Raw genomic sequence first — 18,167 nt, forward strand, 5'->3', positions numbered from 1 at the left:
AGGCGGCGGGACAACCGGAGGCATCACGTTGCGTCGGGATGAGCGGCCAGGACATGGGGCGCATGTTATCGAGGACGAAATAGAATTAGCTTCACTTTTCGATGACGAACCAGCCAGATTTCAGTAGAGTCTGCGGATCTCATCTAAAAATTCACCGGATTCTGCGAAATGACCCTGGATCGAACCGACATGCGGATCCTCCGGCACCTCGAACGGGACGGACGCATCAGCAATCAAGACCTCGCGAACGCGGTCGCACTGTCGCCGTCGGCATGCCTGCGGCGCGTGAAACTGCTGGAGGAACGTGGTGCCATCGCCGGGTATCGCTGCGCGATCGAGCCGAAGAAGGTCGGTGTCGCGTTCGAGGCGCTCGTGCATGTGTCGATGCGGCCGGACGTACCCGAGTGGCACGACCGGTTCGTGGAGGCGATCCAGCAGTGGCCGGAGGTCATCGCGGCGCAGATCGTCACGGGCGGGTCGAACTACGTGCTGACGGTGCGCGCGCGCGATCTCGATCACTATTCGGATTTCGTGATCAACCGGCTGCACCGCGCCGCGGGCGTGATGTCGATCAACTCGAGCATCGTGCTCGCGACGCTCAAGCGCGACGGGTCGATCCTCGATCTCGTCGAGCCATCCACGGCCGGTTGACCGATCGTTGCGCGGGTCTGAAAAAAATTTGCAGAAAGGGCTTTACGAACCCCAAAAGCTCTGACATAATTTCAGCTTCTTTGGGCGGTTAGCTCAGCGGTAGAGCACTGCCTTCACACGGCAGGGGTCACTGGTTCGATCCCAGTACCGCCCACCAAAGAATTCAAGGCCCTGCGTCTCACGACGCAGGGCCTTTTCGTTTTGGCGCGCCGGATTCACCACTCACCTGCGCAGACTCGCCTTGACCGGCAGCCATCGCCTCCTCCACGAATCCGTCGCCTCGATCTCGATCAACCTGCCCCTTCGTTACCGCGTGTCGATTTGCGTCTGCAGGCAATCGATGTCGGTCCGGCTAACGCACTGAAGCGCTGCGCGGCTTTCCGACGATAAAGCCGCACTACCAATCGGACGCCGGTGCAGGAGCATTGCCCTCAAGCGTTACCTGGCCATTGACGCGCGTCGATTCACCAAACACCATTAACGTGTATTGGCCGATGCAAATCGGATAAATCCGCCTGCAGCAACAAAATCTTCCATTTCTTCGCGCATCCAGCCCCGTCGGCTCAATGCCGTCTCCCGGTTCGGCGCACGAACAATGTTCAGACATTTCATTCGGGTCATTAACATCCTTTCATGACGAAAGAAAGCAAATTGCCAGTGTAATTTTTGGTAATTGTTATGTAACATTTGTAGAAATCCAGATGCATAGAATCCTTACACCAAATAACAGCCGGCCGAATCGGCATCGCATTTAGGCACGAAATCATGACTTGCGATGGCGAGAGTTGGCGATAGAGATTGCACACCCATGTCCCCAGAGCATAACGACTACACACTCTGGCTTACCGGTCTGAGCGGCGCCGGCAAGTCAACCCTCTCTCGCGAAATTGCGGCGCAGTTGCGCGCACGCAATATTCCGACGTGCATCCTTGACGGCGATGAATTGCGGGCAGGTGTTTCTCCCGATCTCGGCTTCTCGCGGGAAGATCGTACCGAGAACTGCCGCCGCACCGCCGAGATCGCCAGGTTGCTCAATAGTCAGGGCTTCATGGTGATCGTCGCGCTGATCTCGCCTTACGAGGCCGACCGGCAGCGGGCACGACAGATCGTGGGGGCGGACCGGTTTGTCGAGGTCTACCTGAAAACCGATATCGCCACTTGCTCCGCACGTGATCCGAAGCAGCTTTACGCGAAGGCGATCACCGGCCAGACAACGCAATTCACCGGCATCTCGGATCCCTATGAAGTACCGACCGCGCCTGATCTCGTCGTCGACACGGGATCGATGGATATTGCATCGTCGGTCGCGCTCGTCATGAATTTCGAACGGCAGCGATTCGCGCACGCGTAATCCCGCCCCTTCGTTACCACGCATCCGAACAACGACGCACTGTGCTCCGTTGATCGTGCCACCTCAAAGGTCGACACGATTGACGGACATCCTCCGTGCCCGGGAACGTCACGCCCCGTCGCAAGAAAACCGCTCGGCGGTCGGGCGGCGCGCGTCAGATCCCGATCGGGACACATTCCACATGCGTTCCGCGCCATTGCGGCCGCACGAACCCTGGGCGACGTGTCGCACGACTACCCCACCCGCTCCGCCGTCGCATCGAACGCGCGCTTCGCCTTGTCGACGATCTCGTCGACCTCCGCCTCGCGAATCACGAGCGGCGGCGACAGCAGCATCCGGTCGCCGGTCGCGCGCATGATCAGGTTGCCGTTGAAGCAGAAGTCGCGGCAGATCGTGCCGATATCGACGTTCGCACCGAACCGCTCGCGCCGATTCCGGTCGCGCGCAAGCTGAACGCCCGCGACCAGCCCCGCTCCCGCAATCTCACCAACGATCGGATGGCCGCCCAGCGCATCGCGCAGCCGGCGCTGGAAGTACGGCCCGATATCGTTCTTCACGCGCTCGACGATCCCTTCGTCGCGCAGCAGCTTCAGGTTCGCGACCGCGACGGCCGCGGCAACCGGGTGGCCCGAGTACGTGAGGCCGTGGTTGAATTCGCCGTTGTCGATGATCGGTCGCGCCACGCGCTCGTGAATGCCGACGGCGCCCATCGGCACGTAGCCCGACGTGAGGCCCTTCGCCATCGTGATCAGGTCCGGCTCGAAACCGAAATGCTGGTGTGCGAACCATTCGCCGGTGCGGCCGAAGCCGCCGATCACTTCGTCGGCCACCAGCAGGATGTCGTACTTGCGGCAGATCCGCTGGATTTCCGGCCAGTACGTCGACGGCGGGAAAATCACGCCGCCCGCGCCCTGGAACGGCTCGCCGATGAACGCGGCGACGTTCTCCGCGCCGAGTTCGAGGATCTTCGCTTCGAGCTGCTGCGCGCGGGCCAGGCCGAACGCTTCCGGCGTTTCACCGGCCGCTGCCTCGCCGAAGAAATACGGCTGGTCGATATGCACGATGTGCTCGACCTTCGACGGCATCTGCTCGTGCATGTAGCCCATCCCGCCGAGCGTGCCGCCGGCGATCGTCGAGCCGTGATAGCCGTTCTTGCGCGAGATCACATATTTCTTCTGCGGCTGGCCCTGCACGCGCCAGTACTGGTGCACGAGGCGCAGCACGGTGTCGTTGCCTTCCGAGCCGCTGTTGCAATAGAAGAAGTGGTTGAAGCCGGCGGGCGTGACTTCCGCGAGCATCGCGGAGAGTTCGATCACCGGCGGGTGCGTGGTCTTGAAGAACGTGTTGTAGAACGGCAGTTCCTGGATCTGGCGATACGCGGCGTCGGCGAGTTCCTTGCGGCCGTAGCCGACGTTCACGCACCAGAGGCCGGCCATCCCGTCGATCACCTTGTTGCCGTCCGAATCCCACAGGTAGACGCCATCGGCCTTCACGATCACGCGGCTGCCCGCGCGGTTCAGCGCGCCCATGTCGGAGAACGGGTGAATGTGGTGCGCGGCATCGAGCGCGCGGTATTCGGCGGTCGTGCGCGCCTGCGTCGCGCGGGGCGCTGCGGCCGTGGCGCTCGGCGCGGCCGGCTGGATCCAGGCAGATTCGTTGCGGTAAGTCATGTTTCCTCCGTGATTCCGTATTCGGTTGTGTGCACGCTCACACGTGCAGCAGCAGATGGCGGCGTTCCCAGGAGCTGATCACGCGGAAGAACGCTTCGTATTCGGTTTCCTTCAGCGCCAGGTAGGCCTTCACGAACTTGTCGCCGAGAATGCCGGCCAGCGGTGCGCAGGCCGCCATCAGCGAGATGCCCTCCTCGAGATTGCGCGGCAGCTGGTACGGCAGGTTGTAGCCGTCCGACGCGATCGGCTCGGTCGGTGCGAGCTGCTGGATCAAGCCGAGATAGCCGGCCGCGAGCGTCGCGGCGAACGCAAGGTACGGGTTGCAGTCGACGCCCGGGATCCGGTTCTCGATACGGCGCGCCGACGGGTCCGACTGCGGGATGCGGAAGCCGACCGTGCGGTTGTCGTAGCCCCACTGCACGTTGATCGGCGCGGCCATGAAGCGCGACAGGCGGCGATACGAGTTGATGTACGGCGCGAAGATCGGCATCAACGCGGGCGTGTACTTCTGCAGCCCCGCGAGATAGCTGTGGAACATCGGCGACACGGCGCCGTCCTCGTCGGAGAACAGGTTGCGCCCCGTGCGCGCATCGGCCAGGCTCTGGTGGATATGCATCGCCGAGCCCGGCTCGTCCTGCATCGGCTTCGCCATGAAGGTCGCGTACATATTGTGACGCAGCGCCGCCTCGCGCACGGTGCGCTTGAACAGGAACACCTGGTCGGCGAGCGACAGCGCATCGCCGTGCATGAAGTTGATCTCCATCTGCGCGGCGCCGACCTCGTGGATCAGCGTGTCGATGTCGAGCCCCTGCATCTCGCAGTATTCGTAGATGTCCTCGAACAGCGGATCGAACTCGTTCACGGCCTCGATCGAATACGACTGCCGGCCGGTCTCCGCACGCCCGGTGCGGCCGACGGGCGGACGCAGCGGCAGGTCGGGATCGGCGTTCATGTCGACGAGATAGAACTCGAGTTCGGGCGCAACGACCGGCTGCCAGCCCTTCGCCTTGTACAGGTCGATCACGCGGCGCAGCACGTAGCGCGGCGAGATCTCGACCGGCGAGCCGTCGAAGTGCACGCAGTCGTGGATCACCTGCGCGGTCGGATCGACGGCCCACGGAATCAGGCAGATCGTCGACGGATCGGGCACGCACACCATGTCGGGATCGGTCACGCCGGTCAGCGTGCCGTCTTCCGGATAGTCGCCGGTGACGGTCTGCACCATCACGGCCTGCGGCAGGCGCATCGATTCGCCGGATTCGAACTTGTTGCGCGGAATGATCTTGCCGCGCGCAATACCGGCCATGTCGGGAATGATCGCCTCGACCTCGGTGATGCGGTGCTGTCGCAGGAATTCGCTCAGTTCGGGTTGCATGATCGGCCTCTATCAGTCGACGTCGGATGCGGCCGGCGACGAAATCGCGCCACCGGCTGCATGAATGCGATGCGTCATGCGCGCGCGGCACGCCGCGCCGAATGCCGCGAAGATGTCGCGCGACAGCGGCTGTTCCGCGTAGCGCCATTCGGGATGCCACTGCACGCCGAGCGCGAACGCGCGTGCGCCGCGCACGCTGACGGCCTCGACCAGCCCGTCGGGTGCGCTGGCTTCGACGACGAGCTCCGCGCCGAGCTGCGCGATGCCCTGGTCGTGCAGCGAATTGACCGTCGCCTCCTGCGCGCCGTGCGCGACCCGCTGCAGCAGGCCGCCGGGCGCGAACCGTACGGCATGCGCGGGACCGTACTGCCGTTCGAGCGGATCGGCGGGCCGCTCGCGGTGATCGTCGAAGCCGGTCGTCGCGTGCAGCCGCTGATGCAGCGTGCCGCCGTAGGCGACGTTCAACTCCTGCATGCCGCGACAGATCGCGAGCACGGGCACGCCCGCATCGATCGCCGCACGGATCAGCGGCAACGCGGTCGCGTCGCGCGCGGGATCGTGCAGCGTGTCGGGCGCGCTCGCGGCGCCGCCGTAGTGATGCGGTTCGACGTTCGAATAGCTGCCGGTCAACAGCAACCCGTCGATCGCCGCGACGATCGCGTCGGCCGGCTGGCGCGCGCCGAGCGCGGGCAGCACGAAGGCGAGCGCGCCGGCGCCGTCGACGAGTGCGGCCAGGTACTTCTCCCCCGCTGTGTGGTTCGGATGCGCACCGCGCAGGATGCGGTCGGCGGTGACGGCTACGATCGGGCGCGCACGCATGGGTGTCTCTCCGGAAATCGCGCGCGATAAGTCCGCACGCGGGAGGATGATGGGTCGCGCCGGCGCCGCACGCGCGCACCACGACGCGGCGCATGCCCATGCGCGATCCTGCCGCGCGGACGATGCGGCAACAGGCGGTGCGACTCGGAACGGAAGCGGAAAACGACGCTAGGGCAACAACGATGCGCTGCCGTCGCACTGCACCGCGCTGAATACGTGCGCGGTCACGAGATTGAAGCGGCGCAAGCCGCGATGGGAAATGGCGAAGCAACGAGGCTTGCGCAAAGGGGCGGCACGCGTGCCGCGATCAGCATGCCGGATCGGCCCGGCCTGAGGCGGCGCGCCCGCCGACGGACTTCGCGTCCGGCGTATCGAAGGGCTGGCGGCTTTCACGATCGTACTCGACTGACTGATGAATGCAGGACACGTGTCGCGATGAAGCGCAAGCGGCAATGCCGCGCGGCGACACGTCGGCGAGGTGTCTCGCAGCGCATTCCGGCGCGGTACAGCCACGATCGATGGCCCCGCCGCAAGTGCGCGTGACGATTTCCTGACATTCAGCTTATATCACCTAAAAATGGCGTCAAATTTTCAGGTGCCGATGACGGCATCGGTCAGACGAAAGCCACACGAAAAAAACGGCATCGATCCCCTGGATCGATGCCGTGTGATGCATTGCATCGGTGCGGCAGGCTGCGTGCCGGCGGGCTGCGGCGCACCTGCGCCACCGCGCTGCCGCATCCGAGCGGCCCGCGTTCAACGATACGCGAGCGCGGTCTCGACGAGCGTCTGCAATAGCGGCACAATCCGCGCCGCACGCGTTTCGTCATACGTGTAAGGACGCGTCTCTTCCATGTAGGTGATCTGCGAGAGCTCGAGCTGCACGGCCTCGACGCCGGTATCGGGCACGCCATAGTGACGCGTGATGTAACCGCCCTTGAAGCGCCCGTTCGCGACAGCCGTGTAGCCGCCATGTTCGAGCACGCGTGCGGCCAGCGCCTCTGCCAGGCCCGGCGCGGCACTCGCGCCGCTCGACGTGCCGAAGTTGAAGTCAGGCAGGCGGCCGTCGAAGAAGCGCGGCACGTGCGAGCGGATCGAATGCGCTTCCCACACGAGCACGCGGCCATGCTCGCGCTTCAGGCGCGCCACCTCGCTTTGCAGCGCCTCGTGATACGGCAGCCAGTAGCGGTCGCGGCGACGCATGATCTCGTCGTTGCCGGGCAGCGCGTTCGCCGGATATAGCGGCACCTTGTCGAACGTATCGACCGGCACGAGCCCCGTCGTGTCCTGCCCCGGGTACAGGTTCTCGTTGTCGGGCGGACGATTCAGGTCGACGACGTAACGCGCGTGCGACGGGACGAGGATCGATGCGCCGAGGTCGGCCGCGAATCCGTACAGCCGTTCGAGATGCCAGTCGCAATCGTCGACGAAACGCGCGTCGGCCGTCATCGTCGCGGCGATGTCGGCGGGGATGTGCGTGCCCGCGTGCGGAATCGAGATCAGCAGCGGCAGCGTGCCCTGCTTCAGCGTGAATACAGCCGGTTGTTCAATCATGTCGCATCACCGTTGGAGGTCTGCCGGCGCACGCTTGCGGCGTGCGCCGGTTGCGCGCGTCAGCGCAGCAGTTGCGCCAGCGCGGCGCGGTAATCGGCATACGCGAGCGCTTCGTCGCGATGACGGCGGCCGCTCACGACGCACTCGCCGCCCGTGTAGACGTCGAGTACCGGCGTCTCGCCGTGTTCCGCGAACACGATACCCGACAACCACGACGTGCTGTCGTGTTCGGCGATCGCCGGATGATCGGGATCGAGCACGAGCCAGTCGGCGCGGCACCCTTCGCGCAGCGCACCGACGCGCCGCCCGCTGGCCTGCGCGCCGCCCGCAAGCGAAGCGTCGAACAGGCGATCGGCGACATGCGCCTGCGTATCGCTCGCCAGCACGTTGCGCGCGCGATGCACGAGCCGTTGCCCATATTCGAGCAGGCGCAATTCCGAGCGCCAGTCGACCGACGCGTGGCTGTCCGAACCAACGCCGATCACGCCGCCCTGCGCGAGATAGTCGACGGCCGGGAACACGCCGTCGCCGAGGTTCGCTTCGGTCGTCAGGCACAGGCCCGCGACCGCGCGACGCTTCGCGAGCGCTGCCGTTTCGGCGGCGTCGACGTGCGTCGCGTGCACGAGACACCAGCGCGCATCGACGTCGAAGCGATCGAGCAGCCATTGCACGGGGCGCGCACCGTAGGCGCGCACGCAGTCGTCGACTTCGGCCGTCTGCTCGGCGATATGGATGTGCACGGGCGCATCGACGGGCAGCCCATTCAGCAGCACGCGCAACCCGTTCTCGGATACTGCGCGCAGCGAGTGCGGGGCAACGCCGTAGCGCAGCCCGCCGTGCTCCGGTGCCACGCGACGCATCGCGTCGAGCAGCTCGAGCAGGCCGTCCGGCGTGTTGATGAAGCGGCGCTGGTCGTCACGCGGCGGCCTGTCGCCGAAGCCGGCGAACTGGTACGACACGGGCAGCATCGTGATGCCGATGCCGGCCGCGCGCGCGGCGTCGATCACGCGCGTGCCGAGTTCCGCGATCTGCGGATAACGCGAGCCGTCCTGCGTGTGATGCACGTAGTGGAATTCGCACACCGACGTGTAGCCGCACTTGAGCATCTCGACATACAGCCAGCGCGCGATTGCAGCGAGCGCGTCGGGCGTGATTTTCAGCGCGAAGCGGTACATCAGGTCGCGCCAGCTCCAGAAGCTGTCGGCCGGATTCGCACGGTATTCGGTGAGCCCCGCCATCGCGCGCTGGAACGCGTGCGAATGCAGGTTCGGCATGCCCGGCAGCACCGGCCCGGCCGCGCGCGCGACGCCCGCCGGCGCGTCGGTATCGGGCGTCACTTCGGTCAGCGTGCCGGCCGCGTCCCAGCGCAGCAGCACATTGCGGCGCCAGCCATCGGGCAGGTACGCATGGTCAGCAAACAACGTGGTGTCGGTCATGAGGCTATCCATTCATCCGGCGAAACACGGTCGTGCCGCCGCGTACGACCTGCTCGCACAGCGGCCGGCCGATCCAGTAGGCGAGCTCCGCCAGCGAGCCCACCGACCACGCGGCGAAGTCGGCCTGGCGACCGACCTCGAGCGCGCCGTGGCGATCCGCGCGGCCGAGCGCCGCGGCCGCATGGCGCGTGACGCCTTGCAGCACCTCGGGCACCGTCATGCGGAACAGCGTGCAGCCCATGTTCAACGTCAGCAGCAGCGATTCGAGCGGCGACGTGCCGGGATTGTGATCGGTCGCGAGCGCGATCGGCACGCCGTGCTTGCGCAGCAACTCGATCGGCGGCAGTTGCGTCTCGCGGATGAAGTAATACGCGCCGGGCAGCAGCACGGCGACCGTCCCCGCCGCCTTCATCGCCTCGATGCCGGCTTCGTCCAGAAATTCGAGGTGGTCGGCGGACAGTGCGCGATAACGCGCGGCAAGCGCCGTGCCGCCCGCGTTCGACAGTTGCTCCGCATGCAGCTTCACGGGCAACCCTCGCCACGTCGCGGCCTCGAACACGCGCTCGGTCTGCGCGAGCGAAAAGCCGATGCGCTCACAGAACACGTCGACCGCGTCGACGAGGCCTTCGTCGGCCAGCGCCGGCAGCATCCGGTCGCACACTTCGTCGATGTATGCATCCGCGCGGCCCGCATATTCGGGCGGCAGCGCATGCGCGCCGAGGAACGTCGTGTAGACGGTGACCGGAAAGCGCTCGCCGAGCTGGCGTGCGACGCGCAGCATCTTGCGTTCGCTCGCGAGGTCGAGCCCGTAGCCCGACTTGATCTCGATCGCGCTCACGCCTTCGGCGAGCAACGGCTGCAGGCGTGCGGCGGCCTGCACGAACAGCGTCGTCTCGTCGGCCGCGCGCGTCGCGCGCACCGTCGACACGATCCCGCCGCCCTGCCGCGCGATTTCCTCGTAGCTGACGCCCGCGAGACGCTGCGCGAATTCGTCGGCGCGCGTGCCGCCGTATACGAGGTGCGTATGGCAGTCGACGAGGCCCGGCGTCACCCACGCGCCGTGCAGATCCTCGCGCTGCCAGTGGGCATAACCGTGCGGCAGCGCGGACAGTGCGCCGAGCCAGACGATCGTGCCGGTTTCGTCGACGGCGATCGCCGCGTCGTCGATCGTCTCGTCAGGATGGCCGTGCGGACACAGCCTCAGGTGATGCCAGACAGTCGGTTTCATGCGTTCAGTCTCGTTCGCCGATGGCGAGCGACACGGCGAGCAACGCGCCGCTGCCGCTCACGACGACGTCAAACGCACGCCGCGGCCCGTCGAGCCGCAACGTGTCCATTTCTTCCAGTGTGTAGTGCGTGCCGTCGATTTCAACGCCGACCGCACCGGCCGCGCAAAACAGCAGCACGGTATCGGCATGCTCGATGCGGTGCGCGCCTGCGCGCCACACGTCGAGCGCGCCGTGCGCGGCCGACCGGCGCGTCATCAGGTTGAAGTCGCGCGTCGCGCCGTCGTGCAGCGTCGCGTCGATCGCCGCCTCGCCCGCAAAATCCGCGCGGGTCAGCGGTGCGTCGAGCACGTGGCGGGCGCCGCCTTCCTCGGCGAGCGTCATGCCCGCGCCGGACAGCAGCACCAGCGTGCGGTCGATGCCGTCGAAACGCGAGAACGGCCCGGCCGTGCCGACGTCGGCGACGCTCACGCGCCACGCGAACGTGTCGAGCGCGGCGCCCGGCGGGAACGCGCCGATTTCGCGCGTCACGCCACCGCCGTTCTTCCATGGCGACGTGACGAGATCCGCGGCGCGGATCAGCATCGCGTTCACCGGCGCCTGGTGGAGCGCCGTCATGCTCAGCGGCCGAGCATCGGCAGCTTCAGGCCGGCTTCGCGGGCCGTCTGCTGCGCGAGTTCGTAGCCGGCATCCGCATGGCGCATCACGCCCGTCGCCGGATCGTTCAGCAGCACGCGGCCAAGACGCTCGTGCGCTTCGGCGGTACCGTCGGCGACGATCACGACGCCCGAGTGCTGCGAGAAGCCCATCCCGACGCCGCCGCCATGGTGCAGCGACACCCACGATGCGCCGCCTGCCGTGTTCAGCAGTGCGTTCAGGAGCGGCCAGTCGCTGACTGCGTCCGAACCATCCTTCATCGATTCCGTCTCGCGGTTCGGGCTGGCGACCGACCCCGTATCGAGGTGGTCGCGGCCGATCACGATCGGCGCCTTCAGTTCGCCGTTCTTGACCATCTCGTTGAACGCCTGGCCGAGGCGATAGCGATCCTTCACGCCGACCCAGCAGATCCGTGCCGGCAAGCCCTGGAACGCAATGCGCTCACGCGCCATGTCGAGCCAGTTGTGCAGGTGCGGATCGTCGGGGATCAGTTCCTTCACCTTCTGGTCGGTCTTGTAGATGTCTTCCGGATCGCCGGACAGCGCGACCCAGCGGAACGGCCCCTTGCCTTCGCAGAACAGCGGGCGGATGTAGGCCGGTACGAAGCCCGGGAAGTCGAATGCGTTCTCGACACCCATTTCCAGCGCCATCTGGCGGATGTTGTTGCCGTAGTCGAGCGTCGCCGCGCCGCGTTCCTGCAGCGCCAGCATCGCGCGCACCTGGACGGCCATCGACTGCTTCGCGACCTTCACGATGCTCTGCGGATCGACCTTCTGCGCTTCGCGCCATTGCGCGACGCTCCAGCCTTGCGGCAGGTAGCCGTTGATCGGGTCGTGCGCGCTCGTCTGGTCGGTCACGCAGTCCGGCGTGATGCCGCGCGTGACGAGTTCCGCGAACACGTCGGCCGCGTTGCCGAGCAGGCCGACCGACACCGGCTTGCCGGTGCGCTTCGCTTCCTCGATCATGCCGAGCGCCTCGTCGAGCGTCGTCGCCTTCTTGTCGACGTAGCGCGTCTTCAGGCGGAAGTCGATGCGGGTCTCGTCGCATTCGACCGCGATCATCGAGAAGCCGGCCATCGTCGCGGCCAGCGGTTGCGCGCCGCCCATGCCGCCCAGGCCGCCCGTCAGGATCCAGCGGCCCGACGGATCGCCGTTGAAGTGCTGGTTCGCGACCGAGAAGAACGTTTCATAGGTACCCTGAACGATGCCCTGGCTGCCGATGTAGATCCAGCTGCCGGCCGTCATCTGGCCGTACATCATCAGGCCCTTGCGATCGAGCTCGTGGAAGTGATCCCAGTTCGCCCAGTGCGGCACGAGGTTCGAGTTCGCGAGCAGCACGCGCGGCGCATCCTTGTGCGTGCGGAACACACCGACCGGCTTGCCCGACTGGATCAGCAGCGTCTCGTTCTCTTCGAGATCCTTCAGCGACGCGAGGATCTGGTCGTAGCATTCCCAGTTGCGCGCCGCGCGACCGATGCCACCGTACACGACGAGCGCATGCGGATGCTCGGCGACTTCCGGATCGAGGTTGTTCTGGATCATCCGGTAGGCCGCTTCGGCCAGCCAGGTCTTGCAGACTTTCTCGCTGCCGCGCGGCGCGCGGATCGTGCGCGTGGGATCGAGACGGGGATCGATGTGTTTCGGATGGTTCATGACGACTGCTCCCGAAGGAAAATGAATATCAAATAGGAATCAGAAATGCCCGGTGAAGCGATAACGGCTGCCGGGATGCCACAGATTCGCCACCGAGGCGACGACGCCCTGCGACCAGGTGCGTCGATGTAAAACCAGACACGGCTCGACGTCGTCCATCCGCAGCTGCTCGCGCCGCTCCGGCGCCGGGGCCGCCGCTTCGATCCGGTACTCGACACGCTGCAGCGGAGCCGCGCGCATCAGGTACAGGTTCGGCGTCGTGTTCGTGAAATCCTGCTCGGCGTAATCCGGCGCGACCGCCGGATTCACCCATCGTTCTTCGAGCTGCACGGGTTCGTCATTCTCGAAGTGCAGCACCTGCGAATGAAACAGCTTCGTGCGTACGGCCACCTGCATCTCGTCGGCGAGCGCGTCGTCGGCGCGGATCGTGTCGAGGCCGAGCACGCTGGCGTGATACGCATGCCCGCGTGCACCGACTTCCTCCGAGATGCTGCGGATCGCCACCAGCGTCGACTCGTACTTCGGCCGCGCGACGTAGGTGCCCGCCCCCTTCATGCGCGTGAGCACCTGCTCGGCCGTCAACTCGCGCAGCGCGCGGTTGACGGTCATGCGCGCCACCTTGAATTCGCGCGCCAGCTCGTTCTCGGACGGCACCTGGTCGCCCTCCTCCCACTCGCCGGCGTGGATGCGGGCCAGGATGAAATCCTTGATCTCCTGGTAGACCGGCGCGCTCATTGGCTTACTGTTCCGATGCGAACGAGAACGGTGCGACCTTCGCGAACGCGCGCTCGCCGACGAGCTTCGCGACCGCCGCGATGTCCGGCGCGAAGTAGTGGTCGAGTTCGTAGTGCGCCACCTTGCTGCGGATCGTCTCCATCACCGGCGCGAGCTTCGGGCTCGTGTGGTGCGGCGCACGCAGGTCGACGCCTTGCGCGGCGGCCAGCAGTTCGATGGCGAGGATGTGCTTCGTGTTGTCCGCGATGTCGGCGAGCTTGCGCGCGGCGAACGTCGCCATCGACACGTGGTCTTCCTGGTTTGCCGAGGTCGGCAGCGAGTCGACCGATGCCGGGTGCGCGAGCGTCTTGTTTTCCGATGCGAGCGCGGCCGCCGTCACGTGGGCGATCATGAAGCCCGAGTTCACGCCGCCGTCCCTCACGAGGAACGGGGGCAGGCCCGACAGCGTCGCGTCGATCAGCAGTGCGATGCGGCGTTCGGCCAGCGCGCCGATTTCCGCGGCGGCGAGCGCGAGGTTGTCGGCCGCGAATGCGACGGGTTCCGCGTGGAAGTTGCCGCCCGACAGCACTTCGCCGGTATCCGGGAAGATCAGCGGGTTATCCGACACGGCGTTCGCTTCGATCAGCAGCACGTCGGCCGCGTGACGCATCTGGTCCAGGCACGCGCCCATCACCTGCGGCTGGCAGCGCAGGCTGTACGGATCCTGCACCTTGTCGCAGTCGCGGTGCGACTGGTTGATCGGCGAGCCGTCGAGTAGCTCGCGATACGACGCGGCGGCGTCGATCTGGCCTTGATGGCCGCGCAGTTCATGAATGCGGGCGTCGAACGGCTTCACCGAGCCGGCAGCCGCGTCGACCGACAGCGCCCCCGCGACGAGCGCGGTGCGGTACAGGTCTTCGATCGCGAACATGTTGTCGAGCGCCAGCGCGGTCGAGGCCTGCGTGCCGTTCAGCAGCGCGAGGCCTTCCTTCGCCTGCAGCGTCAGCGGCGCGAGGCCCGCGACGCGCAGACCGTCGAGCGCGCTCGCACGCTCGCCGCGGATGAACACTTCGCCGACGCCCAGCAGCACGGCCGACATATGCGCGAGCGGCGCGAGGTCGCCCGATGCGCCGACCGAGCCCTTCACCGGGATCAGCGGCAGCACGTCCGCGTTGAACAGCTTGATCAGCGCGTCCATCACTTCGCGACGGATGCCCGAGTGGCCGCGGCCGAGGCTCGACAGCTTCAGCGCCATCAGCAGACGAACCGACGAGCGCGCCATCGGCTCGCCGACGCCGACCGCGTGCGACAGCACGAGGTTCTTCTGCAGCAGTTCGAGCTGGTCGTGCGGGATGTGCGTGCTGGCCAGGCGGCCGAAGCCCGTGTTGATGCCGTAGGCCGGCTCGCCCTTCGCGGCGATGTCGGCGACGGCCTTCGCGCCGGCGTCGATCTTCGCGAAGCTGGCCGGATCGAGCGTCAGCTGCACGGATTCGCGTGCGATCTGGCGCAGTTGCGGGAGGGTCAGGCGGCCGGGGGTCAACGTAATCATGTGAGCAATCCTGTCTAGACAAGTTCGGAATGGATTGAAGTGTAGCCACGCCAACTTGTCTAGACAACCCGTTTTTCATCGATTTCGACTTGGGAGTTTCCCTGATGTCCGGCGCGCCCCGCCGCATCGGTCCGCGTGATCCGGCCCTTAACATTTGCTTCACTTGTTTCGCATCTTTCAACAGATGGATCGCCATTCGCCACGCAGACCGTCATGTCATTCCCATGACGATTCGCCACCCGGTTCGGCCGCCCCCCTGCTCTTCATCGCGTGCACACTCGCATGCGGCGCGTCGCTCGCCGCGGAGCCGCTCCCGGGTACGCTCGATAAGATCCGGCAGCGCAACCTGATCTCGATCGGCCACCGCGAAACGTCGATGCCGTTCTCGTGCGCCGACGCGAACGGCAAGGTCGTCGCTTCTCGCAGGACCTGTGCGACCGCGTGATCGCCGCGGTTAAGGCGCGCACTGGCAAGCCCGACCTGCAGGTGCGCTTCGTCCCCGTCACGTCGCAGAACCGCATCGTGCTCGTGCGGAACGGCACCGTCGAGCTCGAATGCGGTGTCACCACGAACCTCGCCGCACGTCACGCGCAGGTCGCGTTCTCGACCGTCGGCTTCGTTGCGGCGACGCGCTCGCTCACACTCATGCGCTCGGGCATCCGCGACTTTCCCGACCTCGACGGCAAGACGGTCGTAACCGATCAGCGCACGACGTCCGGGCGCCTGCTGCGCAAGATGAACGAGGAAAAGAAGATGAACATGCGGATCATCAGCGCGAAGGACGCGTCACGCTCGAATCCGGCCGCGCGGCCGCGTACATGACGGACGACGTGCTGCTCGCGGGCGTGCGCCAGCTCGCCGTGGAGCCGGCCGACTGGCAGATCGTCGGCACGCTGAAATCGTCGCAAGCCTGCGGGTTCATGCGGCGCAAGGACGATCCGCCGTTCAAGGCGCTCGTCGACGGCGTGCTTACGCAGTTGATGAAGGCGAGATCGACGCGCTGTACGACACGTGGTTCACGAAGCCGGCGCCGCCGAAGGGGCTGTCGTTCGACTTCGCGATGAACGACGTGATCAAGGCGCGCGACGCGGCGCCGAACGACGCGCCGCTCGAATGAGCGCCGCGCGCTGATCCCGGCTCACGCACGCGTCCACGCGACGCACGCCGCGTAGCCGGACGCCGCGTCGAGCCATGCCGCCTCAAACGCCGCGACACCGGCGGCGGGCGCTGCCGGATCGACGATCGTCGTCGCCGGAGTCGCGACATCGCGCGGCGGCACGACCGCGAACGCGCTCAGCCCGCCGACGATGCCCGTGCCGAGTGCCTTGAGCAGCGCCTCTTTCGCACTCCAGACGCGCATGAATTCGCCGGCGCGCGCGGCCGCCGGCAGGCTGTCGAGATAGGCGGCCTCGGCCGGTGCGCAGACTTCGCGCGTCAGCGCGCGCCAGTCGGCCGCGCGATTGCAGCTCTCGATATCGACGCCGACGCGGCCCGCGGGTGCCCACGCAAGCAACGCATGGTCGCCCGCATGCGACACGTTGAAGTCGAGCGATGCGCGATGCGCGCTGTCCAGCGACGGCCGCCCCGATGCATCGATGGCGATCGCCACCGCCTGCGGCGCGATGCCGAGGGCCGTGCCGAGCACGTCGCGCAGCGCGGCGCGGGTCGTGGCGCTGCGCACCGCATCTTCATGCCGCATGAAGCGCGCGGCCCGTGCCCGCTCGTCATCGCTGAGTGCCGCATACGCGGGCGATGCAAGCGGCACGCGCCAGTCGAAATCGACACGTGCGAGCCGCACGCCGGCGCGCGCCGCAGCAGGCGGCACATCAAGTTCGTGCACGCTCCAGGCACGAGGTGTGTCGGACGGGGAAGCGAAATCGGGCGGGACGGGCATCGACATGCGGCGGCCTGTGGAACGAAACGTCCGATGTTAATCGATCACGCGGTACGGCGAGCCGTTGCGACCCGCCGGCGTCAATGGTGCCGGCACCGTGCACCGCGCTGACGTTTGTCCTCCCGGCATGCGCCCGCGTTAGGCGGCCGCCCTCTGTCACCCGTTCGCGGCAACGCCTGGCACACCGCTGCCGTGCCCACGCCCGCGCGATGCTGGGTGAATCGCATGCACGTTGCCCGGTGCATCGGCCGGCAGCACGCCGTGTTGCAGCCAGTAGAGTGCCAGCGGCCACAACGTGTCGTTGAAGCGGCTGTGGAAAAACGCGAAATGGCCGATCGCTTCGGCGCCGATGTCGGCCGGCGCGATCCGCAGATGCGTGACGTCGCTGCCCGTGTAATAGCCGACCAGCCGCTCGATCGCCTCGACCGTGCCGAACCCGTCGTCGTCGAGGCCGATCGCGAGCATCGGCGCCGACAGTCCCGCGAAGCGGGCGGGCAACGCGGCGCGACTCGCGGCGGGTTCGGCGAGCGGGCCGCTCGTATAGCCCTCCTCGAAGCGCGCTTGCGAGTGCACCCACGACAACGCGATGCCGCGCGGCGTGTCCTCCATCCAGCCGAGCCGCTTCGCGGGCACATAGCCGAACACGGCCGCGAGCGCCGGCATCGCGACATGCCACTTCCACCACATACGTCGCCGTTCGGCCGGCAAGTAATCGCGCCAGTACGCATACTGCGCGCCGACCGTTACCGCATGTCGCACGTGAACGTTCGAGGCGGCGAGCCCGAGCGCGAACCCGCCGATGCTGTGCGCGACGACGTCGATCGGCTGGCCCGCAAACGCGTCACGCGCGTATTGCAGCGCGGCTTCGCAATCGAGCCGCCCCCAGTCGAGCCAGTTCGCGCGCAGCTTCGCGAGCTGCGCCGGGCGCGACCCGCCGATGCCGCGATAGTCATAGACGAGCACGTCGCGCCCCTGTGCGAACAGCCAGGCTGCAAAACGAAAGTAGTAGTCGCAACGCACCGAAGTCGCGCAATTGATGACCGTCACGGGCCGCGCGACGCTGCCACCGCGATGGCGCCACACATGGCCGCGCAATGCATAGCCGTCGGCCGCGTGCAACGTCACCGGCTCGGGTGGCAATGCGTCCGCCGCGCGGGTGTCCTGTGCCATCTCGCTGCCTTCGTTCGAAATTGTCATCTTGTCTCCTGTCGACCGCAGTTAGCGCTTTAGCGCTTACTGCGGTCCCATGGCGTGGCTGGGTGGAGTTAGCGCTTCAGCGCTTACTCCACCCCCACGGCGGTCGACCGCAGTTAGCGCTTTAGCGCTTACTGCGGTCCCATGGCGTGGCTGGGTGGAGTTAGCGCTTCAGCGCTTACTCCACCCCCACGGCGGTCGATCGCAGTTAGCGCTTTAGCGCTTACTGCGGTCCCATGGCGCGGCTGGATGGAGTTGGCGCTTCAGCGCTTACTCCCCCCCACGGCGGTCGACCGCGGTTAGCGCTTTAGCGCTTACGTCGGTCCCATGGCGTAGCTGGGTGAAGTTAGCGCTTCAGCGCTTACTCCATCCCCACGCCCCACAATCCATCCAGGTCAACGCCTCAGGCCAACTCACGCCCATGC

15 protein-coding genes, 1 tRNA gene and 1 pseudogene are annotated in these 18,167 nt (G+C 66.5%); 4 read left to right on the forward strand and 13 right to left on the reverse strand.

Annotation, left to right across the window (positions count from 1 at the left end):
• Nucleotides 1–168 precede the first annotated feature (168 nt).
• Together ACPTTC_RS12580 and ACPTTC_RS12585 are read left to right on the forward strand one after the other, a co-directional pair.
• Nucleotides 169–651: an Lrp/AsnC family transcriptional regulator gene (locus ACPTTC_RS12580; RefSeq protein WP_174917730.1), complete on the forward strand. Its 483-nt coding sequence runs from the start codon at nucleotides 169–171 to the stop codon at nucleotides 649–651.
• Nucleotides 652–733: 82 nt separating this feature from the next.
• Nucleotides 734–808: transfer RNA gene (locus tag ACPTTC_RS12585), tRNA-Val, on the forward strand.
• Between the two features lie 320 nt (nucleotides 809–1,128).
• Here ACPTTC_RS12585 and ACPTTC_RS12590 read toward each other — a convergent pair.
• Nucleotides 1,129–1,338, reverse strand: coding sequence for a hypothetical protein (locus tag ACPTTC_RS12590; RefSeq protein WP_423392658.1), 210 nt, complete (start codon nucleotides 1,336–1,338; stop codon nucleotides 1,129–1,131).
• A 121-nt stretch (nucleotides 1,339–1,459) separates the two neighbouring features.
• Here ACPTTC_RS12590 and cysC point away from each other — a divergent pair, with 121 nt between their 5' ends.
• Nucleotides 1,460–2,002, forward strand: coding sequence for an adenylyl-sulfate kinase (gene cysC, locus ACPTTC_RS12595; RefSeq protein WP_423392659.1), 543 nt, complete (start codon nucleotides 1,460–1,462; stop codon nucleotides 2,000–2,002).
• Between the two features lie 233 nt (nucleotides 2,003–2,235).
• Here the strand turns inward: cysC and ACPTTC_RS12600 are convergent, their stop codons facing one another.
• From ACPTTC_RS12600 to hutH, 10 genes are all read right to left on the reverse strand, one after another.
• Nucleotides 2,236–3,672: an aspartate aminotransferase family protein gene (locus ACPTTC_RS12600; RefSeq protein ID WP_423392660.1), complete on the reverse strand. Its 1,437-nt coding sequence runs from the start codon at nucleotides 3,670–3,672 to the stop codon at nucleotides 2,236–2,238.
• 37 nt (nucleotides 3,673–3,709) lie between these two features.
• On the reverse strand, nucleotides 3,710–5,047 hold the full coding sequence (locus ACPTTC_RS12605) for a glutamine synthetase family protein (RefSeq protein WP_423392661.1): 1,338 nt from the start codon (nucleotides 5,045–5,047) through the stop codon (nucleotides 3,710–3,712).
• Nucleotides 5,048–5,059: 12 nt separating this feature from the next.
• Nucleotides 5,060–5,866 carry a gamma-glutamyl-gamma-aminobutyrate hydrolase family protein gene (locus ACPTTC_RS12610; RefSeq protein WP_423392662.1) on the reverse strand — a complete coding sequence of 269 codons (807 nt, stop codon included), beginning with the start codon at nucleotides 5,864–5,866 and terminating at the stop codon, nucleotides 5,060–5,062.
• 756 nt (nucleotides 5,867–6,622) lie between these two features.
• Entirely contained in the window at nucleotides 6,623–7,420 is a 798-nt protein-coding gene (gene hutG / locus ACPTTC_RS12615; protein WP_423392663.1) for an N-formylglutamate deformylase, read from the reverse strand.
• Nucleotides 7,421–7,479: 59 nt separating this feature from the next.
• Nucleotides 7,480–8,856 carry a formimidoylglutamate deiminase gene (locus ACPTTC_RS12620; RefSeq protein WP_423392664.1) on the reverse strand — a complete coding sequence of 459 codons (1,377 nt, stop codon included), beginning with the start codon at nucleotides 8,854–8,856 and terminating at the stop codon, nucleotides 7,480–7,482.
• A gap of 4 nt (nucleotides 8,857–8,860) precedes the next feature.
• Nucleotides 8,861–10,084 (reverse strand): imidazolonepropionase, encoded by a 1,224-nt coding sequence (hutI, locus tag ACPTTC_RS12625; protein WP_423392665.1) that lies wholly within the window; start codon nucleotides 10,082–10,084, stop codon nucleotides 8,861–8,863.
• 4 nt (nucleotides 10,085–10,088) lie between these two features.
• Nucleotides 10,089–10,700: a HutD family protein gene (locus tag ACPTTC_RS12630; RefSeq protein ID WP_423392666.1), complete on the reverse strand. Its 612-nt coding sequence runs from the start codon at nucleotides 10,698–10,700 to the stop codon at nucleotides 10,089–10,091.
• A gap of 2 nt (nucleotides 10,701–10,702) precedes the next feature.
• A complete protein-coding gene (hutU, locus tag ACPTTC_RS12635) occupies nucleotides 10,703–12,391 on the reverse strand; it encodes a urocanate hydratase (RefSeq protein ID WP_175972018.1) in 1,689 nt (562 codons plus the stop codon).
• Between the two features lie 39 nt (nucleotides 12,392–12,430).
• On the reverse strand, nucleotides 12,431–13,126 hold the full coding sequence (gene hutC / locus ACPTTC_RS12640; RefSeq protein ID WP_069248398.1) for a histidine utilization repressor: 696 nt from the start codon (nucleotides 13,124–13,126) through the stop codon (nucleotides 12,431–12,433).
• Nucleotides 13,127–13,130: 4 nt separating this feature from the next.
• Nucleotides 13,131–14,654, reverse strand: coding sequence for a histidine ammonia-lyase (gene hutH, locus ACPTTC_RS12645; protein WP_423392667.1), 1,524 nt, complete (start codon nucleotides 14,652–14,654; stop codon nucleotides 13,131–13,133).
• Between the two features lie 256 nt (nucleotides 14,655–14,910).
• On the opposite strand from hutH, the pseudogene ACPTTC_RS12650 reads away from it, so the two are divergent.
• A pseudogene (locus tag ACPTTC_RS12650) lies at nucleotides 14,911–15,771 on the forward strand (transporter substrate-binding domain-containing protein); the annotation flags it as partial.
• A gap of 21 nt (nucleotides 15,772–15,792) precedes the next feature.
• Here ACPTTC_RS12650 and ACPTTC_RS12655 read toward each other — a convergent pair.
• Both ACPTTC_RS12655 and ACPTTC_RS12660 read right to left on the reverse strand, forming a co-directional pair.
• The gene (locus ACPTTC_RS12655; protein WP_423393357.1) at nucleotides 15,793–16,548 is read right to left on the reverse strand and encodes a 4'-phosphopantetheinyl transferase family protein; all 756 of its coding nucleotides are present in this window, start codon (nucleotides 16,546–16,548) and stop codon (nucleotides 15,793–15,795) included.
• A 156-nt stretch (nucleotides 16,549–16,704) separates the two neighbouring features.
• On the reverse strand, nucleotides 16,705–17,745 hold the full coding sequence (locus tag ACPTTC_RS12660) for an alpha/beta fold hydrolase (RefSeq protein ID WP_423392668.1): 1,041 nt from the start codon (nucleotides 17,743–17,745) through the stop codon (nucleotides 16,705–16,707).
• Nucleotides 17,746–18,167: the final 422 nt, after the last annotated feature.

Source organism: Burkholderia mycopellens (genome assembly GCF_964265025.1).
Classification (GTDB): domain Bacteria; phylum Pseudomonadota; class Gammaproteobacteria; order Burkholderiales; family Burkholderiaceae; genus Burkholderia.

What these genes read in the sequence shown, in the direction of transcription:
- ACPTTC_RS12590 (WP_423392658.1), bottom strand. Translation starts at nt 1,338, where the DNA reads ATGTTACATAACAATTACCAAAAATTACACTGGCAATTTGCTTTCTTT.
- ACPTTC_RS12600 (WP_423392660.1), bottom strand. Translation starts at nt 3,672, where the DNA reads ATGACTTACCGCAACGAATCTGCCTGGATCCAGCCGGCCGCGCCGAGC.
- ACPTTC_RS12630 (WP_423392666.1), bottom strand. Translation starts at nt 10,700, where the DNA reads ATGACGGCGCTCCACCAGGCGCCGGTGAACGCGATGCTGATCCGCGCC.
- hutC (WP_069248398.1), bottom strand. Translation starts at nt 13,126, where the DNA reads ATGAGCGCGCCGGTCTACCAGGAGATCAAGGATTTCATCCTGGCCCGC.
- ACPTTC_RS12660 (WP_423392668.1), bottom strand. Translation starts at nt 17,745, where the DNA reads ATGACAATTTCGAACGAAGGCAGCGAGATGGCACAGGACACCCGCGCG.
- hutG (WP_423392663.1), bottom strand. Translation starts at nt 7,420, where the DNA reads ATGATTGAACAACCGGCTGTATTCACGCTGAAGCAGGGCACGCTGCCG.
- hutU (WP_175972018.1), bottom strand. Translation starts at nt 12,391, where the DNA reads ATGAACCATCCGAAACACATCGATCCCCGTCTCGATCCCACGCGCACG.
- hutI (WP_423392665.1), bottom strand. Translation starts at nt 10,084, where the DNA reads ATGAAACCGACTGTCTGGCATCACCTGAGGCTGTGTCCGCACGGCCAT.
- hutH (WP_423392667.1), bottom strand. Translation starts at nt 14,654, where the DNA reads ATGATTACGTTGACCCCCGGCCGCCTGACCCTCCCGCAACTGCGCCAG.
- ACPTTC_RS12580 (WP_174917730.1), top strand. Translation starts at nt 169, where the DNA reads ATGACCCTGGATCGAACCGACATGCGGATCCTCCGGCACCTCGAACGG.
- ACPTTC_RS12655 (WP_423393357.1), bottom strand. Translation starts at nt 16,548, where the DNA reads ATGCCCGTCCCGCCCGATTTCGCTTCCCCGTCCGACACACCTCGTGCC.
- ACPTTC_RS12620 (WP_423392664.1), bottom strand. Translation starts at nt 8,856, where the DNA reads ATGACCGACACCACGTTGTTTGCTGACCATGCGTACCTGCCCGATGGC.
- ACPTTC_RS12605 (WP_423392661.1), bottom strand. Translation starts at nt 5,047, where the DNA reads ATGCAACCCGAACTGAGCGAATTCCTGCGACAGCACCGCATCACCGAG.
- cysC (WP_423392659.1), top strand. Translation starts at nt 1,460, where the DNA reads ATGTCCCCAGAGCATAACGACTACACACTCTGGCTTACCGGTCTGAGC.
- ACPTTC_RS12610 (WP_423392662.1), bottom strand. Translation starts at nt 5,866, where the DNA reads ATGCGTGCGCGCCCGATCGTAGCCGTCACCGCCGACCGCATCCTGCGC.